The sequence below is a fragment of the Corallococcus sp. BB11-1 genome (genome assembly GCF_026626625.1).
Classification (GTDB): Bacteria; Myxococcota; Myxococcia; order Myxococcales; family Myxococcaceae; genus Corallococcus; species Corallococcus soli.
The window spans coordinates 17,600-34,545 of the sequence record NZ_JAPNJY010000008.1 but is presented as its reverse complement, the minus strand read 5'-3'; the positions used below and the strand labels follow the sequence as shown (position 1 = coordinate 34,545).

General features: G+C 72.0%; 16 protein-coding genes. 5 read left to right on the top strand and 11 right to left on the bottom strand.

Annotated features, from left to right (window positions below):
* Nucleotides 1-48: 48 nt before the first annotated feature.
* Both OV207_RS09670 and OV207_RS09665 read left to right on the top strand, forming a co-directional pair.
* Nucleotides 49-327, top strand: coding sequence for a hypothetical protein (locus OV207_RS09670; protein WP_120535228.1), 279 nt, complete (start codon nucleotides 49-51; stop codon nucleotides 325-327).
* Nucleotides 324-1,667, top strand: coding sequence for a pyridoxal phosphate-dependent aminotransferase (locus OV207_RS09665; protein ID WP_267554451.1), 1,344 nt, complete (start codon nucleotides 324-326; stop codon nucleotides 1,665-1,667). The genes OV207_RS09670 and OV207_RS09665 overlap by 4 nt, the downstream gene beginning before the upstream one ends.
* Here OV207_RS09665 and OV207_RS09660 read toward each other — a convergent pair.
* The 3 genes from OV207_RS09660 to OV207_RS09650 form a co-directional block, all read right to left on the bottom strand.
* On the bottom strand, nucleotides 1,648-3,084 hold the full coding sequence (locus OV207_RS09660) for an ABC transporter substrate-binding protein (protein ID WP_193346928.1): 1,437 nt from the start codon (nucleotides 3,082-3,084) through the stop codon (nucleotides 1,648-1,650). The two genes, OV207_RS09665 and OV207_RS09660, sit on opposite strands and share 20 nt — an antisense overlap.
* Entirely contained in the window at nucleotides 3,084-3,917 is an 834-nt protein-coding gene (locus tag OV207_RS09655; RefSeq protein ID WP_193346929.1) for a tetratricopeptide repeat protein, read from the bottom strand. The genes OV207_RS09660 and OV207_RS09655 overlap by 1 nt, the downstream gene beginning before the upstream one ends.
* A 137-nt stretch (nucleotides 3,918-4,054) precedes the next feature.
* Nucleotides 4,055-5,848, bottom strand: a complete 1,794-nt coding sequence (locus tag OV207_RS09650; protein ID WP_193346930.1) for a phosphoenolpyruvate carboxykinase (GTP) — start codon at nucleotides 5,846-5,848, stop codon at nucleotides 4,055-4,057.
* 258 nt (nucleotides 5,849-6,106) lie between these two features.
* Between OV207_RS09650 and OV207_RS09645 the strand changes: the two genes are divergently transcribed.
* Entirely contained in the window at nucleotides 6,107-7,909 is a 1,803-nt protein-coding gene (locus OV207_RS09645; protein ID WP_267554450.1) for an SLC13 family permease, read from the top strand.
* A gap of 15 nt (nucleotides 7,910-7,924) precedes the next feature.
* Here OV207_RS09645 and OV207_RS09640 read toward each other — a convergent pair whose 3' ends face one another.
* The 7 genes from OV207_RS09640 to gluQRS form a co-directional block, all read right to left on the bottom strand.
* A complete protein-coding gene (locus OV207_RS09640; RefSeq protein WP_193346932.1) occupies nucleotides 7,925-8,548 on the bottom strand; it encodes a tRNA-(ms[2]io[6]A)-hydroxylase in 624 nt (207 codons plus the stop codon).
* Between the two features lie 104 nt (nucleotides 8,549-8,652).
* Nucleotides 8,653-9,315, bottom strand: coding sequence for a hypothetical protein (locus OV207_RS09635; RefSeq protein WP_193346933.1), 663 nt, complete (start codon nucleotides 9,313-9,315; stop codon nucleotides 8,653-8,655).
* 140 nt (nucleotides 9,316-9,455) lie between these two features.
* Complete coding sequence (locus OV207_RS09630; protein ID WP_193346934.1) at nucleotides 9,456-9,905, bottom strand: hypothetical protein; 450 nt, start codon at nucleotides 9,903-9,905, stop codon at nucleotides 9,456-9,458.
* Between the two features lie 208 nt (nucleotides 9,906-10,113).
* Nucleotides 10,114-10,953 (bottom strand): GNAT family N-acetyltransferase, encoded by an 840-nt coding sequence (locus tag OV207_RS09625; RefSeq protein WP_193347429.1) that lies wholly within the window; start codon nucleotides 10,951-10,953, stop codon nucleotides 10,114-10,116.
* 40 nt (nucleotides 10,954-10,993) lie between these two features.
* Nucleotides 10,994-11,644, bottom strand: a complete 651-nt coding sequence (locus OV207_RS09620; protein ID WP_267554448.1) for an AgmX/PglI C-terminal domain-containing protein — start codon at nucleotides 11,642-11,644, stop codon at nucleotides 10,994-10,996.
* A 62-nt stretch (nucleotides 11,645-11,706) separates the two neighbouring features.
* Entirely contained in the window at nucleotides 11,707-12,681 is a 975-nt protein-coding gene (locus tag OV207_RS09615) for a hypothetical protein (protein ID WP_267554447.1), read from the bottom strand.
* A 154-nt stretch (nucleotides 12,682-12,835) separates the two neighbouring features.
* Entirely contained in the window at nucleotides 12,836-13,774 is a 939-nt protein-coding gene (gene gluQRS / locus OV207_RS09610; RefSeq protein ID WP_267554446.1) for a tRNA glutamyl-Q(34) synthetase GluQRS, read from the bottom strand.
* An 88-nt stretch (nucleotides 13,775-13,862) separates the two neighbouring features.
* Here gluQRS and OV207_RS09605 point away from each other — a divergent pair, with 88 nt between their 5' ends.
* Both OV207_RS09605 and OV207_RS09600 read left to right on the top strand, forming a co-directional pair.
* Nucleotides 13,863-14,717, top strand: a complete 855-nt coding sequence (locus OV207_RS09605; protein ID WP_267554514.1) for a metallophosphoesterase family protein — start codon at nucleotides 13,863-13,865, stop codon at nucleotides 14,715-14,717.
* 47 nt (nucleotides 14,718-14,764) lie between these two features.
* Nucleotides 14,765-16,375, top strand: coding sequence for an adenylate/guanylate cyclase domain-containing protein (locus OV207_RS09600; protein ID WP_267554445.1), 1,611 nt, complete (start codon nucleotides 14,765-14,767; stop codon nucleotides 16,373-16,375).
* 44 nt (nucleotides 16,376-16,419) lie between these two features.
* On the opposite strand, the gene OV207_RS09595 is transcribed toward OV207_RS09600, so the two are convergent.
* The gene (locus OV207_RS09595) at nucleotides 16,420-16,806 is read right to left on the bottom strand and encodes a hypothetical protein (protein ID WP_193346939.1); all 387 of its coding nucleotides are present in this window, start codon (nucleotides 16,804-16,806) and stop codon (nucleotides 16,420-16,422) included.
* Nucleotides 16,807-16,946 lie beyond the last annotated feature (140 nt).

The window sequence follows — 16,946 nt, the reverse complement described above, 5'->3', positions numbered from 1 at the left end:
GCCGCGAAATGGACGTCCCGTTTGTTCCGCGCGAGAAAGCCGGCACGAATGGCGGACATCATCGACATCACGCTCCTCGCGGACGTCCGACGCTTCTTCCAGAAGCTCATCGAACAGCGCGGGCTGTCCTACTTCCTCCAGAAAGACGGTCCGCGGCTGTTCCAGCTTGAGCCTTCCAAGGTCGAGCTCGTTCTCCGCACTGCGATGCGCACCCGTGACCCGGAGCTTCCCCAACCGCACGAGAAGGCCATCGAGCACTGCCGGCAGGAGCTGCGGCGCGAGCTCATCCGCCGCGTGGCCACGGCCATGCTGCAGACGGGGCTGTGAGCCGCTTCTCGCTCCGCACCGCCTTCGCGCGCACGCCCAATCCGCTCTCCCAGGCCGTCGCCGAGCGCCAGTCGCGCGGGCTGCCCCTGCTGGACCTGGCGGAGACCAACCCCACCCGCGTCGGGCTGCCCCTGCCCGATCCGGCCCTCCTGCTGTCCGGGGCGCGGAGGATCCGCGCTCCGTCCCACGCACCGGCTGACGCCACCGGACACGCTCCGTCGGCGCTGACCGCGCTCGCTGCACCCGGCCCTGGCGCCCAGGAGGGCAAAAACCTCCGGGAGCCGTCCGCGCATCGCCACGATGCCCTGGAGGCACGAGGCGCGAGCCCCTCGCCCTTCCACTACGCCCCGGAGCCCTTCGGCCTGCCCTCCGCGCGCGCGGCCGTGGCCGGCCACCTGTCCGCGCGGGGCGCGCCCGTGTCTGCGGCGCACGTCGTCCTCTGCGCCAGCACCAGCGAGGCCTACGGCTGGCTCTTCAAGCTGCTGTGCGACCCGGGGGACAGCGTGCTCGTCCCCGCGCCCGGCTACCCGCTGCTGGACGTGCTGGCGCGGCTGGAGGGCGTGCACGCGCGTTCCTACCGGCTGCCCGCCGTGCACGGCTTCGGCCTGGACGCGGCGGCGGTGGAGGCGGCCCTCGACGCGCGCACCCGCGCGGTGCTGGTGGTGAACCCGGGCAACCCCACCGGCCACTTCCTCCACGAAGGGGAGCTCCAGGCGCTCGCGGACGTGTGCGCGCGCCATGGCCTGGCGCTCATCTGCGACGAGGTGTTCTCCGACTTCGCCTGGGACACGGAGGCGGGGAGGGTGACGTCCGTGGCGGGCAGGCCGCTGCCATGCCTCACCTTCGCCCTGTCCGGCCTGTCCAAGGTGGCGGGCCTGCCCGGCCTCAAGCTGTCATGGCTGCTCGTGGGCGGCCCCACGGCCCCGCGCGAGGAGGCCCTGGCGCGGCTGGAGGACGTGGCGGACGCGGCCCTGTCCGTGGGCACGCCCGTGCAGCTCGCCCTGCCCGCGCTCCTGGCCCATGCGCCCGGCTTCCAGCGGGCCCTGCTGGCGCGCGTGAAGGGCAACCGGGAGCGGCTGGTCGCGGCGCGCCCGGCGGACGCGGCCTGGGGCGTGGTGCCCGCGCACGGAGGCTGGAGCGCGGTGCTGCGCATCCCGCGCACGCCCGGCGAGGAGGCCACCTGCTTGAGGCTCCTCGCCGACGGCGTGCGCGTGCAGCCGGGCTACTTCTACGACTTCAGCGGCGGTGCGCACCTGGTGCTGTCGCTGCTGCCGACGCCCCAGGTCTTCACCGCCGCGCTCGCGCCGCTGGTGCGCGCGCTCAGTCCACCGGCGGGGTGATGAGCTGCAGCGTGCGGAAGCCGTTGCTCTCCACCTTGAACAGCTCGTACGGCGAAGGCGCCTCACCCGTGTCGCTGTTGAAGTCCAGGTCGCCGCTGGCGCCGCGCACGTTGATGACCTTGCCCTGGCGCAGCTCGTCGCGCGCGCCGGTGAACTGCACCGGGCCCAACTGGTAGCTGTTCACCGTCTGACCGGAGGCGGGCGTCAGCTTCGTGAGCCCCTCCGCGATGCGCACGCCCGTGATGGGCTGCGGGTTGGCCAGGTCGTTGCCCACCGCGTACGCGGCGCCCAACGTCACCGCGTACATGGCGTCGTACGCGTGCGCGGTGAAGGAGAACTGCCCCGGGTCCACCTTGTAGGCGGTGTTGAAGCGGTCCGCGAAGAGCTTGTACGTGGAGTCGGTGGGCCGCGCGGACGCGGGCGCCGTGCCGTAGGCGCCCACGATCTCGCTCTTGTTCGTGCCCAGGTTCGTCAGCAGCGTGGGGTCCTTGCTGGCGTCGGTGAGGAACCACCGGTTGTTGTTCGCGACGGACACGCCCGCCGCCGCGGCCTGGGGCAGCAGGCGCGAGTTGTCCTCCGTGAAGCCCGCGAGCACCGTCAGGTCCGGCTTGAACGTCACCAGCCGGCTCACCGCGCCCGTCACGTCGCCGCCGCGCTCGTACTGCGCGCCCTCCAGCGTCTTCGTGGTGAGCCGGTCCAGCAGCGACGAATACAGGCCCTGGCCGTAGGTGTCGTTCACGTACGCCACGCCCACCTTGGTCGGCGGGGTGAACGGGACGCCCGGATCATTGATGACCGTGGTGCCCCGCAGCACGTCCGCGATGACGCGGCCATGGAGCACGTCCGAGGGCGTGGTGCGCCACACCAGGCCCACGCTGCCACCGTTCCTGTCCTCCAGCGTGGTGAAGGCCGCGCTGGTGGCCGTGTGGCTCATCAGCAGCACGCCCTTGGGGATGGTGATGGAGCTGATGCCGATGGTCTGCGCGCTGCCCGCGCTGAACACCGCCACCGCCTGCTTGTCGTCCACCAGCCAGCGCGCCTGCGTCTTGGCCGTCTCCACGTCCGCCTGCGTGTCGCAGACGTACATGACGAACTGCCGGCCACCCACGCCCTCCAGCGCGTTCACCTCGTCCAGCGCCAGCTTCAGGCCGTTGAGGCGCTGCTGCTCGATCTCCGCGTTGCCGCCGCGGTTGGTGAGCGGCACCAGCGCGCCCAGCGCGATGGCGTTCGCGGAAGACGTGGCGCCCACCACCTGGCCGCACCCCGCCGGCTGCGGCAGGCAGAAGCCCGCGGTGCAGACGCTGTTGCTGCCACAGTCGCTGCTCGTCACGCATTCGGACAGGCCGCCCGCCGTGGTGAAGCTGCACCCGGAGGTCAACAGCGCCATGCCCAGCGTCATCATTCCCAGTGCGCGCATCAGAAGTGGACCTCCATGCCAGCCCCGACCCCGCGCGGCGCGAGCGTCACGCGCACCTCGCCCTGCGTCGGAGGGCCTTCTTTGGGATACAGGATGATGGCGGTGATGGCCCCCGCGAGCCCCACGCCGAAGCCGATGTCCGCGAGCAGCGCCTTGCTCTTCGTGCTGTCCGAGAACGTCTCCTTGTCTTCCAGCGTGGAGGCGTTGTCGAACTGCTCGCGCGCGTCCCGCGCCTGCATGCCGAACAGCACGCCCGCGCCCACGCCCAGCACCGCCACGCCGCCCACCGCGAAGGCGCCGATGCGCTGGCGCTGGTAGGACTTCAGCGCGCGGTCGAACTCCGCCTGCCGCTGGCGCTGGCTGTCCTCCTCCGCGCGCCGGGCCGCCATCTGCTCCTCCTCCGCTTGCCGCCGGGCCGCGTCCGCCTCCGCCTCCAGCCGCTTGCGGTCCGCGTCCGCCGTCGCCTGCGCCTGGTCCTCGCGGTCCAGCTGCACCCGCAGCCGGTCGATGGCGCGGTTGCTGTTCTTCAGCAGGGTGGCGTTGGTGTCCTCGCTGTTGGACGTGACGTACTGGCGATACCAGGTCATGGCCTCGCGCGGCTCGCCCGCGTACTCCAGCGCCACGGCGATGTTGTACATGAGCTGCGGATGGGGCTGCGCCTCGTGCGCCTGCTTCAGCGCGTCAGCGGCCTCTTTGTACTTGCCCGCGTCATAGAGGCGCTTGCCTTCCTTCAGCAGCGCCTGATGGTTGGGGGCCTTGGTCCCGCCCCGCTGCGCCAGGGCCGAGCCCGGCGCCAGCGCGAGCGCCAGCGACAACACGAAAACCAGTCTCATGGGACGCGGAGCCTAGCGCCGAACCCACCGGCCGTCGAAGCGGTGACCCCACCAAATGCGCCGGGGCCGCCCCCACCCCCCTGTTTCCAGGGGGGACGAGCGGCCCCGAGGGGCACGTCCCAGGTGCTACAGGGCGGTCAGCCGTCCAGGCGCGCGATGAGCAGCTTGCGCTGGAGCATCAGGGCCTCGGGGGCCTTGGTGCCCAGCTGCTCGAAGAAGACCTCCTGGCTCTTGAGCTCGGACTTCCACTCGTCCTCCTTGATGGAGGTGGCCTCCGCGACGGCCTCCTGGGACAGGTCCAGGCCCTCCAGGTTGAGGCCCTGGTCCTGGCGCGGCACCCAGCCCAGCAGCGTCTCCTGCGTGGGGACGCGGCCGTGGACGCGGTTCACGATCCACTCCAGGACGCGCATGTTGTCCCCGAAGCCCGGCCAGATGAACTTGCCGTTCTTGTCCTGCCGGAACCAGTTGACCTGGAAGATCTTCGGCAGCTGCGGGATGGACTTCTGCATGTCCAGCCAGTGCTGGAGGTAGTCGCCCATGTGGTAGCCGCAGAAGGGCAGCATGGCCATGGGGTCGCGGCGCACCACGCCCACCTTGCCGGTGGCCGCGGCCGTCGTCTCACTGCCCATGGTGGCGCCCAGGAACACGCCGTGGGTCCAGTTGAAGGCCTGGAGGACCAGGGGGACGGTGCTGGAGCGGCGGCCGCCGAAGATGAGCGCGCTGATGGGCACGCCCATGGGGTCGTTGGCCTTGGCGCTGAGCACCGGGTTGTTGCTCATGGGCGCGGTGAAGCGGCTGTTCGGGTGCGCCGCCTTCTCCGCGCTGCCCTTCTTCCAGGGCTTGCCCTGCCAGTCGGTGAGCTCGTCCGGGACCTCGCCGTCCTTGCCCTCCCACCACACGTCGCCGTCGGCCGTCAGGGCCACGTTCGTGAAGAGCGTGTCCCTGGAGATGGTCTCCATGGCGTTGGGGTTGGTCTTGTTGTTGGTGCCCGGCACCACGCCGAAGTAGCCGGCCTCCGGGTTGATGGCGTACAGCCGGCCGTCCGGGCCCGGGCGCATCCAGGCGATGTCGTCGCCCACCGTTTCGATCTTCCAGCCCTTGTACTCCTTGGGCGGGATCATCATGGCGAAGTTCGTCTTGCCGCACGCGGACGGGAAGGCGGCGGCGACGTAGGTCGTCTCACCCTTGGGGCTGGTGACGCCCAGGATGAGCATGTGCTCCGCGAGCCAGCCCTCTTCGCGGCCCAGGTAGCTGCCGATGCGCAGCGCGAGGCATTTCTTGCCCAGCAGCACGTTGCCGCCATAGCCCGAGCCGAAGCTCCAGATGGTGTTGTCCTGGGGGAAGTGGCAGATGTAGCGGCGGTCCGGGTTCACGTCGCCCGTGGAGTGCAGGCCGCGGTTGAAGTCGTCGCTGTCGCCCAGCATGTCCAGGGCGGCCTTCCCCATGCGGGTCATGATCCGCATGTTGAGGACGACGTAGTTGCTGTCCGTCAGCTCCACGCCAATCTTCGTGAAGGGGCTGCCCAGCGGGCCCATGGCGTAGGGCACCACGTACATGGTGCGGCCCTTCATGCAGCCTTCGAACAGGTGGCCCAGCTTCGTGTACGCGGCCTCCGGGTCCATCCAGTTGTTGGTGGGGCCCGCGTCCGTCTTGTTGGGCGTGCAGATGAACGTGAGGTGCTCGACGCGCGCCACGTCGTTGGGGTTGGAGCGGTGCAGGTAGCAGCCCGGGCGCTTCTCCGGGTTCAGCGGGATGAGCGTGCCGTCCTTCACGGCCGCCTCGGTGAGGCGCTGCTTCTCCGCCTCCGAGCCATCACACCAGACGATGCTGTCCGGCTGGGTCATCGCGGCCATCTTGGCCACCCAGGCCAGCAGGGTGGGGTTCTTCGTGGGCGCCTGCCCGTTGGCGGCTGCCGCTTGCGTCGAAGCCATGGAAGTTTCCTCGGGGTGTCTCATGAACGGGTCTCCCGCAATACCGGGTCACAAGGGGGAACGACCCTACCAGTGGAAGAACACCAAACCTTCTGGAGCAGCGCCCCAAAAGCAACTGACGTCCGGCAGTCAACCGGACTTTCGACCGCTCTGGTCTAATTCCACTTATCAGCCCCCGGTCGCCCATCAGTAAACGGCGCGGTGCGGCACGCCCTGCCGGCGCGTCGCGTCGTGCCCATACTGGGCCCCCCGACCCCCATGTCCATCGCCCTTGTCCTGGCTGTCATCGTCGTCGCGCTGGTCCTCTTTTCCATTGAAACCATCCCCATCGAGTTCACCTCGCTGGTGGTGGTGTGCCTGCTGGCGCTGAGCGGGGTGCTGACGCCGACGCAGGCGTTCCAGGGGTTCAGCAACGACACGGTCATCTTCATCTTTACCCTGCTGGCGATGACGCAGGGGCTGGCCGCGACCGGCGTGGTGCAGATGATCGGTCAGCGGATGGCGTTCTTCGCGCGCTTCGGTCACCAGGCGTTCGTGCTGGCGATGATGGGCGTGGTGGCGGTGTTCTCCTCCTTCATCTCCAACACGGTGACGACGGCGGCCTTCCTGCCGGTGGCCATTGGCGCGGCCCAGCGCGCGAAGGTGCCGCGCAGCAAGGTGCTGATGCCCCTGGCGTACGCCTCCATGATGGGCGGCACGGTGCTGCTGTTCGGCACGTCCACGAACCTGGTGGTGTCCGCCGCGCTGGTGCAGCGGGGGCTGCCGGCCATTGGCGTGGCGGAGCTGGCGCCGGTGGGCCTGCCGGTGGTGGTGCTGGGCCTCGCGGTGGTGGTGCTGCTGGGGCCCTGGCTGCTGCCCGCGCGCGAGGGCAAGCCGGGCACGGAAGGCTGGGCGCTGCGCGAGTATCTCACGGAGGCGGTGCTGCCGCCCGACTCGCGCTACGTGGGCCGGCCGCTGGCGGACATCAGCGAGGGGCTGGGCCTGCGGGTGCTGGGCATCGTGCGCGAGGGCGAGACGCACTCCGCGCTGCCCACGTACGTGCTCCAGGGCGACGAGCGGCTGGTGGTGGAGGGCCGGCGCGAGGACATCCTGCGGGTGAAGGACCTGCAGGGCATCGAGCTGCGGCCGGACGTGCGGCTGTCGGACGCGGAGCTGGAGGGGCCGGAGTCGCTGCTCGTGGAGGCGAGCGTGCCCCCCGGCAGCCCGCTGGTGGGGCGCAGCCTGAAGGAGGTGCTGTTCGTGGAGCGCTTCGGGCTGGTGGCGCTGGCGCTGCACCGGAGGCCCGCCATCCGGCGGCTCACGAAGCTGCAGCTGCTGCGGCGCGCCCGGGGGGAGCACTCGCTGTCCACGCTGCCCCTGTCGGTGGGGGACGTGCTGCTGCTGCGCGGGCCCCGGGGGCGGGTGGCGGAGCTGGCCGGAGGCGCGAACCTCATGGTGCTGGAGGGGCACGAGTACGAGCCGCCGCGCTACGCCAAGGCGCTGCTGGCGGTCATCCTCTTCGTGGCCGCGCTGGGGGCGGGCTCCGTGGGGCTGCTGCCGCTGTCGGTGGCGGGGCTCGCCGGCATGCTGGCGATGATCGCCACCGGGTGCGTGGACGCGCGCACCGCGTTCCGCGTGGACTGGCGGGTGGTGCTGCTCATCGGGTCCATGATGGCGCTGGGGCTGGCCATGGAGGAGAGCGGCGCGGGGAAGTTCATCGGCGACCACGTGGCCCGGCTGGGGGCGTACGGGGGGCCTCGCGCGGTGCTGGCGCTGCTGATGGTGCTGACCATCGCGCTGTCGGCGCCCATGAGCAACCAGGCCGCGGCGCTGGTGGTGCTGCCCGTGGCCCTCAGCGCGGCCACCCAGCTGGGCGTGGACCTGCGCCCCTTCGCCATGGGCATCACGCTGGCGGCGAGCTGTTCGTTCATCACCCCGCTGGAGCCCAGCTGCGTGCTCGTCTACGGGCCCGGCCACTACCGCTTCACCGACTTCTTCCGCCTGGGCACGCCGCTGACCGCGGTGCTGGTGGCCTTCCTCGTGGTGGCGGTGCCCTGGGTGTGGCCGTTCGCCGGGCCCTGAGGGGCCCGGACTTCGTCAGTGGATGGCGGCCCGGAGGCCCACGGCGGCGAGCACCTGTGACTCCTGGGCCAGCAGGTGTTGCAGGCGCGCGTCGACGCTGGCCTCGTCCCCACCCGCCGCGGTGACGGCCAGCCGGTGGAAGAGGGACTGGTGGCCGTCCTCGGACTGGGCCAGCTCCCCGTAGAACCGGGCGAGCGCCGGGTCGGTGAGCCCCTCGGCGAGCAGGGACAGCCGCTCGCAGGAGCGCGCCTCGATGATGGCGGCGACGAGCAGGCGGTCCACGCGCCGCTCCGGGGCCGGGGTGCGCACGTGCTTCTGGAGTCCTTGCGCGTACGGGTCGCCCGCGTCCTTCGTGAGGGTAAGGCCTCGGGCGGCCATCAGGTCCAGCACGCGGGCCAGGTGGGCGCTCTCCTCGCGCGCCAGCCGGGCCATCTGCGCGGGCAGGCCGGGCAGGTCCGGGTAGGCCTGGAGCATGGAGAGCGCGTTGGCGGCGGCCTTCTTCTCGCAGTGGGCGTGGTCCACCAGCACCGCGTCGAAGTTCGCCAGGGCGAGCGGCAGCCAGCCCGGGTCGGTGGGCGCGTGGAGGATGACGGGGCCCGCTCCGGAGAGGGGACGGCGGGTGGGCGTGGGACGGCTCATGCGGGGCGCGACTGTAGGGCATCCGCCGGGTGCCGTGCGCGGGCGTCTTCGCGCATGGCCGCGAGCCCGCCCCCTCCGGGGCCGGCCGTCATGCGCGGGGCCGCTCAGAGCGGCGGGTTCGTCCCCTCTTTCGACGCGAGCAGGGTGACGACGTAGTCCGCGCCCTCCTGCGCCTCGCTGGCGACGAAGACGGAGCCCGGCCACGCGCGCATCCCGTTCATCAGCAGGGCCCCGTGGTCCGCCGCGCTCCGGTGCACCAGCTCCACGCGGCAGAGCGTGGCGCGGCAGTCCAGGGACTTCACGCGGGAGCCTGGGGGCAGGTGCTGCCGGAAGGCGTCGTTGAGCGTCTGCGCGGCCTTGCCGCTCCAGTCGTTGTCCACCCGCTCCTCCGCGAACGCGGTGAACACGCGCGTGCGCGACTGGTCGAAGGACGGCGGTGGAGGCCGGGGCGGCGGCGGCGGTGGCACGTCGTCCGTGGCGTCCTCCGCGGCCCCTTCCGTGGGCGCGGGCGTCTGGACCTCGGGCCGCGCACGGGCGGCCGCGGGCTGCGCGCCAGCGTTGGCGGCCCACAGCCGCATCGCGGTCTCCGCGGCGGCGCGACGCCCGGCCAGCTCCGGGCTTTCGCCCTGGGAGGCCTTGCGCACCTGGGCTCGCAGCTCCTCCAGTTCCTGCCGGGAGTCGCGCTGATGATCCACGAAGGCGAACAGCACGCCCGCGATGGCGGCCGTGTTGACGAAGGCGAGGACGGTCTGGAGCCGGGAGGACATCGGGGCGCTCGCGAGGGGCTGCGGGAGGAAGGAACGGGCCGCGCGAAAGGGGGAGGAAGCGGGAGGAGGCGCTTCGCGCGGCCGCGCATCAGGACGGCTCCCGCGCCGGTGACGTCCGCCGGCGCGGGTCACAAGGTGCTTCAGTCGATGGTGAAGCCGCCGATGACGCCGCCCGGCTGGAGGCCGCAGTGGATGGCGATGGCGTAGTCCTCCCAGACGTAGCGGGTGCCCGTGTTGAGCGTCTGCCACGCCATGGGGCCGGCCACCGTGTACACCACGGGGCCCACCTGGCCGGCGTTGCCCACGCCGTTGACCGTCAAGGACTGGCACCAGCTGTTGTTGCCGTAGATCTGCACCGTCGTCGGGTGGTTCCCGACCGCCCACATCGGCACCGAGGCGATCAGCGTGCGCGTCGTCGTACAGTCATTGCGGATGCTCGACCAGCTGTTCGGGTTGAAGCACCCGGTGTCACCGGCATAGTAGGCCTTGAACGCGTAGCCCGGGTGGTACTGCCACGCGGCCGCCGTGCCCGCGCTCAGCGCCACGACCCCGAATGCGCACACCTTCGCCAGCGTCTGGAAACCCTTCATCGTCCTGCTCCCGTGAAATGCGGCGGTGATTGGGGCCGCCGGGCTCGCGGATGCCGCGCGCCACGCCCTCCAGGAGCAAGCGTCATGCCCGTTCGCGGGGATGACGTGTTTTCACATGCTTGCTTGCAATGTTGGCAATCCCTGTTGTTTCGGAAGCCACAGGCCGGTGTTGCCTGGGTTGCTCCGGAGGCAACAGGGGAGGGGCGTGCTAGTCCACCAGCACGAGCCGCTGGGTGCGGCCGGCGTGGTAGCCCACCTTGCGCGCGATGCGGGCGGTGCTCTCGTCGCGCTCGTCGATGCGCATGGCGAGCCGGGGCAGCGAAGACAGCAGGTGCCGGGAGATCTGTCCCAGGCACAGCGTGGCGTGGCCTTCGCGGCGGCGGGAGGCCAGCGTGTACATGCCCTCCAGCTCCGCGCCGAACTGCGAGCGGCAGCCGATGTCCACCTTGAAGACGAGCGCGCCGTCCTCTTCCAGCACGTAGGTGCGGCGCTGGCGCACGCGCTGGAGCAGGCGGGCCTCGTAGTGGGCCGGATCCTCTGCCAGCGGGTCGCGCTCCAGGATTTCGCGCACGTAGCCCTGGGCCAGGGGCAGCAGGCGGGGCACGTCCTCCTCGCGGGCCAGGCGCAGGGTGGGGTTGGTGAAGGGCCCCAGGTCGTCCGCGGAGACGCTGAACAGCCGCTGGGTGCGCGACAGGCGCGGCTTGCCTTCACACAGGCTTCGCACCAGCGCGTCCACGGAGGACTTGTCCCCCACCGTGGCGCGCAGCTTCAGGGAGGCGGCGAGCGCGTCCGCGATGACGCCGGTGGCGCTGGCGTCGCTGGCGCTGGGCACCACGAGCCCGCCCTCGCCGCCCACGAAGATGGCCGCGGTGAGGACGCCGCTGTCGAAGCGGCCATGGAAGGAGAAGGCCGCCGCGCGCGCCGGGGCCGTGATGCCGAACTCCTCCAGCAACCCCAGCAGGTAGAGGTTGTGGACGGCATCCTTCGCCAGGAGCGCGCGCAGGGCGTCCGTGTGGGAAGGCACGAGCTGTTCGACGGTGACGGGCATGCGCGGGGGAAGGGGGCCGAACCTTACGCGCAACCCGACCTCACGGGCCAGCCTCCCCGGGGGGGGCGAAGCGGAACGGGTACACCACCGTGGCCGTCCCCCCCAGCCGGGGCGCCGGAAAGCGCGCGTCCAGCAGCGAATCCAGCACGCACGCCTGCACCATCGGGTCCGGGATGCTGCTGCGCAGCAGCTCCCCCCGGTTCATCTTTCCGTCCCCATTCTCCCCCTCCACCGTGAAACGCAGCTTCACTTCCTGTGCGCCCCGGTTGCGCTGTGCGGCGTCCTGGAAACATTGCTGCACGAGCGGAGTCACCGCCTGGAGGGCCAGGCGCAGGTCCTCGGCGTCGATGCGTCCGGAAGACGACTCCACCAGGGGCTCCACGATGGCCACGCGGCGCGGGTCGGGGGCGTCGAAGGAGGCGCGCGGCGGTGCGCGGACGGCGGGCGCGGGTTCGGGGGGCCGTGGAGGCGCGGTGGGGGCGGCCGTCGCGGGGGCCGGTTCGCTTAGGGGGACGGGCGCGCGGGCGCGGGGTTCGGCGGCCGGGGGCGGTTCGGGGAAGGGGAGGGGCGGGGCCTGTGTGTCGGTGGGCCGCGTGAGCCAGGAGCCCACGAGCGCGCACAGCAGCAACAGCCCCAGGCTCACGCCGGGGATGACCAGCCAGTGCAGGAGGGTGCGGTGCGAGGGCGCCACCCGCGTGTCATACCCGCCTCACGGGTTCACCGTGAAGCGGGGATGCACGCGAGCGCCCGAGACTACGGGTACACCTCGCGACGCGACGTCGGCGTCGTCGTCGTAGGCGGGGTGGTCGTCGTCACCACGCCCTCACCGAGGATGCGCTGGCGGCGGCTGACGCCCAGCGTGGCGCCCAGCACCGCCGCGACGAGCCCCAGCAGGAGCCCGGCGAAGATGCCCCAGAAGACGCGGCCGGAGCGGTCCGCCACCTGCAACGCGCCCTGCTGCACCTGCTGGCCCACCTGCCCGGCCTTGCCCTTGGCCTGCGCCACCTGCTGCTCCACGCGGGTGGCCACGTCCTCGGCGTCCGTGCGTGACAGGTTGGTGTTCTGCGCGATGTTGCTCACCAGCAGCTCGCGGTCCACGCGGCCCTGGCGCACGCCCTCCGTGACGATGTCCTTGGTCGCCGCCTCCAGCTGGTTCGCCGTGATGGCGGGCTTGCCCTCCTGTTGCAGCCGCTGGTTCACCGGCGCGAGCGCGTCGTTGGCGTCCAGGCCGAAGGCCTGCGCCGCGGAGCCGCCGCCCGTCACCGCGCCCATGGCCGCGGAGCCTCCCGCGTCCACCGCCGCCTTGCCGACGTTGAACACCGCGCCCAGCACCGACGACAGCACCATGCCCAGCACGATGACGCCCGCGATCGTCGTCAGGCCCCAGAGCACCGCGCCGTGCAGCGCGCCTCCCGCCTTGTCCACGATGCCCGCGGTGCGCGCGGCCACCACCCCGCCCACGAAGAGGGCGACGAGCGGCGCGATGACGCTCCAGATGCCGGTGAAGATGCCCGCGGAGCGCGCGCTGCCCGTGTTGCCCGGGTCCACCGACGACAGGCCCAGCGCGAGCCCCAACGTGTACAGGAGGATCCACACGCCCAGCGCGACGGAGGTGCCACCGAAGATGGCCCCCCAGCTCAGCTTGGACGCGCTGCCCGGAATCGCCGGGATGGCGCCGGAGCGCTCCCGGATGACGCCGGCCCGCTCACTTTCGACAATGGTTGACATGGATCTACACCCTCGCTTCCGTGTGTCGCCCGGCCGCGGTCGTCACGGCGAGGACGTACGTGTCTGGAACGAAGGTGTGCACCCCGGAGGCGCCTTCATTTCACTTCCGCACGGCCGCTCCGCCCTGAAGGGTGGGGCGGACGGCCGGCCCGCATCAGCGCAGGCCGAGCGCGTCAAGGAGCTGTGACTCGCGCGCCACCACGGGCGCGTGCGGCAGCACGCTCACGTCGAAGCGGGCGACCAGCGAGGGCAGGGACACCGGGCTGCCATCCCCCAGCCCGCTCCACGCGGCGAGCAGGCCCAGGACGTGCTCGGGAGGCCGGCCGCGCGCCCGCAGCTCCGCCAGCGCGAACGCGCCGTCCCGCTTCGCCAGGCGCTTGCCGTCCTCGCCCATCACCAGCGGGACGTGGAGGAAGTCGGGCGCGGGCAGGCGCAGCGCTTCGTAGAGCTGGAGCTGCCGGGGCGTGGAGGGCAGCAGGTCATCCCCCCGGAGCACGTGGGTGATGCGGCTGGCCGCGTCGTCCACCACCACCGCGAGCTGGTAGCTGGCCACGCCGTCGTTGCGGCGCACCACGAAGTCCCCCACCAGCGCCTGCACGTCCTGGGCGTAGGGGCCCATCAGGTCGTCGGTGAAGCGCACCGCGCCGGGGCGCGCGCGGAAGCGGTACGCGGGGGCGCGCGTGCGGGAGCGCTCGGAGATCTGCTCCGCGGTGAGGTGCGCGCAGGTGCCCGGGTAGCGCGGGCCGTCGTCGCCCAGGCCGTGGGGCGCGCTCGCCGCGCGGGAGATCTCCGCGCGCGTGCAGAAGCACGGGTAGACGAGCCCCTCGCGCTCCAGCTCCGCCTGGGCCTCGCGGTACACGGCGTCGCGTTCGCTCTGGAAGAGCGGCGCCTCATCCCAGTCCAGGCCCAGCCAGCGCAGGTCCTCGTAGAGGTCCTCCAGGAAGCGGGGCTTGCAGCGCGCGCGGTCCAGGTCCTCGATGCGCAGCAGGAACGTGCCGCCCGCGGCCCGGGCCTGGAGCCAGCCCAGCAGCGCGCTGCGGATGTTGCCCAGGTGCATCCGCCCGGTGGGGCTGGGCGCGAAACGTCCTCTCATCGTGGGCGCGACCATAACTTCCTCCCCCGCGTGACTGGGAGAGAATGCCCCGCCGCTCCCTGGCGTTCTCTGGCCCGTGACCCCGTCCATGCGCTTCCTGCACTGCTCCGACGTCCACATCACCGAGGACTACTTCGCCCTGCCGCTGCACCGGCTGGGCTGGCGCCGCTGGGTGGCCCTCGTGGAGCTGACGGCCGGCGGGCGGGCGAAGGCCTACCGCGACGCGCAGCACACGCTCGCCGCCATCGCCCGCGACGGACAGGCCCCCGGCGTGGATCACTTCATCCTCTCCGGCGACCTCACCGCCTACGCGCTGGAGGGCGAGTTCCGCGCCGCCCGCGCCGCGCTGGGCCCCCTGGCCCGGACGCCCGCGCGCTGCACCGTCATCCCGGGCAACCACGACGTCTTCACCCCCGGCAGCCACCAGCGGGGCCGCTTCGCCCAGCACTTCGGTCAGCTGCTGGAGAGCGACCTGCCGGAGTACCGCCGCGAGGGCGCCTTCCCCTTCGTGCGGCTGGTGGGGGAGGGCGCCGCCGTGGTGGGGCTGTGCTCCGCCCGGCCGCTGCCGACGCCGGGCCTGTCCTACGGCACCGTGGGGCCCGCGCAGCTCGAAGGCCTGGCGGCCCTGCTGACGGACCCTCGCCTGGACGGACGCGCCATCCTGGTGGTGGTGCACCACGCGCCCCGCAACGCCGCGGACCACGCGGACGGCTGGCACCACGGCCTGCACGACGCGGACGCCCTGCTGAAGCTGCTGCCGGGCCCGCGCTTCGCGGTGCTCCACGGCCACATCCACCGGCGCTACCACCACCCGGCCACCCCGGAGCGGCCCCACCTGTTCGGCGCGGGCTCCTCCACCCAGGCAGGCAATGAGGGCTACTGGCTCATCGACGTGGAGGGGGGCCAGGTGGTGGGCGGCACGAAGCACACGCCGGTCCTGTGACGGGGGCCTCCTGACACGGCCCACGGGCGGCGATACAAGGGGCGCACATGACCCCCGCGCCCATCGCCCCACCCGCTGAGTTGTCCCTGGAGGAGTACCGCTTCCTGCGCCAGCTCGGGCGCGTCGCGGACGACCTCCTGGAGGAGAGCCTCCGGGAGCGCGAAACGCTGGCCCAGTGCTTCCGGCGCTGCTTCCCCACGCTGCTCGAACACACCGGCGCGCGCGCCATCGCCCTCACCGCGCGCGACGAGGAGCTGGTGGAGCAGACCTGGAGCGAGGGGGACTGGGGCGGCGTCTTCCCGGGCTCGCTGCTGACGGGCCCCGAGGGCGTGCGCGCGCACGGGGGCGACACGCTCGTCACCCAGACGCTGGACGTGGCGGGCTCCCCGGTGGGCACGCTGGGCCTGCTCTACGCGGGCGCGCCCGGCGACGCGGAGACGGGGGCCCGGAGGCTGCGCGTGCTGGACGCGCTGGCGGAGGAGCTGGACACGGTGCTGATGCTGGTCCACACCGCGTCGGAGAAGCATCAGATCATCCTCCAGTGCAACGAACACCTGGCCAACCCCGTCTTCGAGGCGGGCATGGACCAGGCGGTGCGCACGCTGGCGCTGCGGGTGCGCCTGCCGGGCTTCCTCCTCCTGTACCGCGACGCCGTGCAGCCCCACGTGCTGCACTACCGCACCTACCGCCACGGCCAGCTGGAGTACGAGAGCGGGGAGCAGCCCAGCGCCCCGCTGGAGGCGCTGCTGCAACAGCACGGCACGCGGCTCTTGCACGGCGACGCGGGCGTGCTCAAGCGCCTGTTCGACGGGCGCACCACGGAGGCGGTGCTCATCTCCGCCGGGGCGCGCAGCGAGCCGCTGGGGAAGCTCGTCGTCTGGAACAACGAGGGCCTCTCCGCGTACGCCATGGACCTCATCCGCGTGCTGGCCTCCACGCTGAGCCAGCGCCTGCTGGACTACAACCGCGAGCGCATCCACCTGTCGCAGTTCTTCCCCACGGGCGCCATCGACGCGCTGCTGGAGGACCCCGACTACGCGCGGCACCTGCGGGCGCAGGAGCAGGAGGTGGGCATCCTGTTCGCGGACATCAACGGCTTCACGCGCATCTGCGAGCAGGGCTTCGACAGCCCGCGCAGCATCGGCCGCTTCGTGGACGAGTGGAGCGCGCGCGCCGTGGACTGCATCTGGGCGCACGGCGGCGTGTTCGACAAGATGGTGGGGGACTGCGTCATCGGCCTCTTTGGCCCGCCCTTCTTCCAGACGGACCCGGTGCGCCGCGCGGAGGCCGCCGTGCGCGCCGCGTGCGACATCCAGGCGTTCACCGCGCAACTGGGCGCGCGCGAAGAGGTGGCAGCCCTGTGCCAGCGGGTGGGGCTGCCGGGGCTGGGCGTGGCGGTGGGCGTGAACCTGGCCACCGCGAACTGCGGCCTCTTCGGTCCCAACCGCAACTACACGGCCTTCTCCAGCGGGATGAACCAGGCCGCGCGGCTCCAGTCCCTGGCGGGCTTCCGGGAGACGCTGGTGATGCGGAGCGTGCACGAGGCGCTGAAGACGTCCCAGGAGCCCTTCGTGCGCAAGCTCCAGTTCGGCCCCCTCACGGAGACGCCGGTGAAGAACGTGGCGCAGCCGCTGCGACACTACCGGCTGTCACCGTGAGGGGTGACAGCCGGCGCGCGTGCGGCGGGGGTGTGGGGCGGGCCTCAGGCCAGCAGGTGCTCGCCCGCGTAGCGGCGCGAGAAGTGGATCCACCGGCGGTCGTCCACCTCCACCTGCCACTCGCTGTTGGGCGTCAGCGGCAGGCGCTGCTTGAGGAAGCTCTCCAGGTGGTCCGCGGCCTTGATGGGCGTGAGCCCGGGCGCGCGGAACGCGATGTGGAGCGTCACGTCCAGCGACGGCGCGACGTCCACCGACGCGCAGATGCGCAGGGTGCCCACGCGCCGCTGGTACTGCATGTCCGACGCCGGCCACGCGGAGGAGCCCTCGGGCTGCGGCGCCGCCTGTTCGAGCCAATTGTCGGGGATGAGGATGAAGTCGAGCAGATTGCTGCTCGCCTCTTCCACCGTGCCGTGCTCCTGGATGGAAAGCATGCCCACCTCCTCCGGGAAAGCCGTTGGGGTTGCGTGGAAGCCGTCGTGAAGAATGTGCCCACGAGCCAGTTCCCTGCAAGGGGCTCTGGAAATGCGCGGCGCCCCCTACGTGATGTTGTACGTGGGGGCGGGGCGGACGC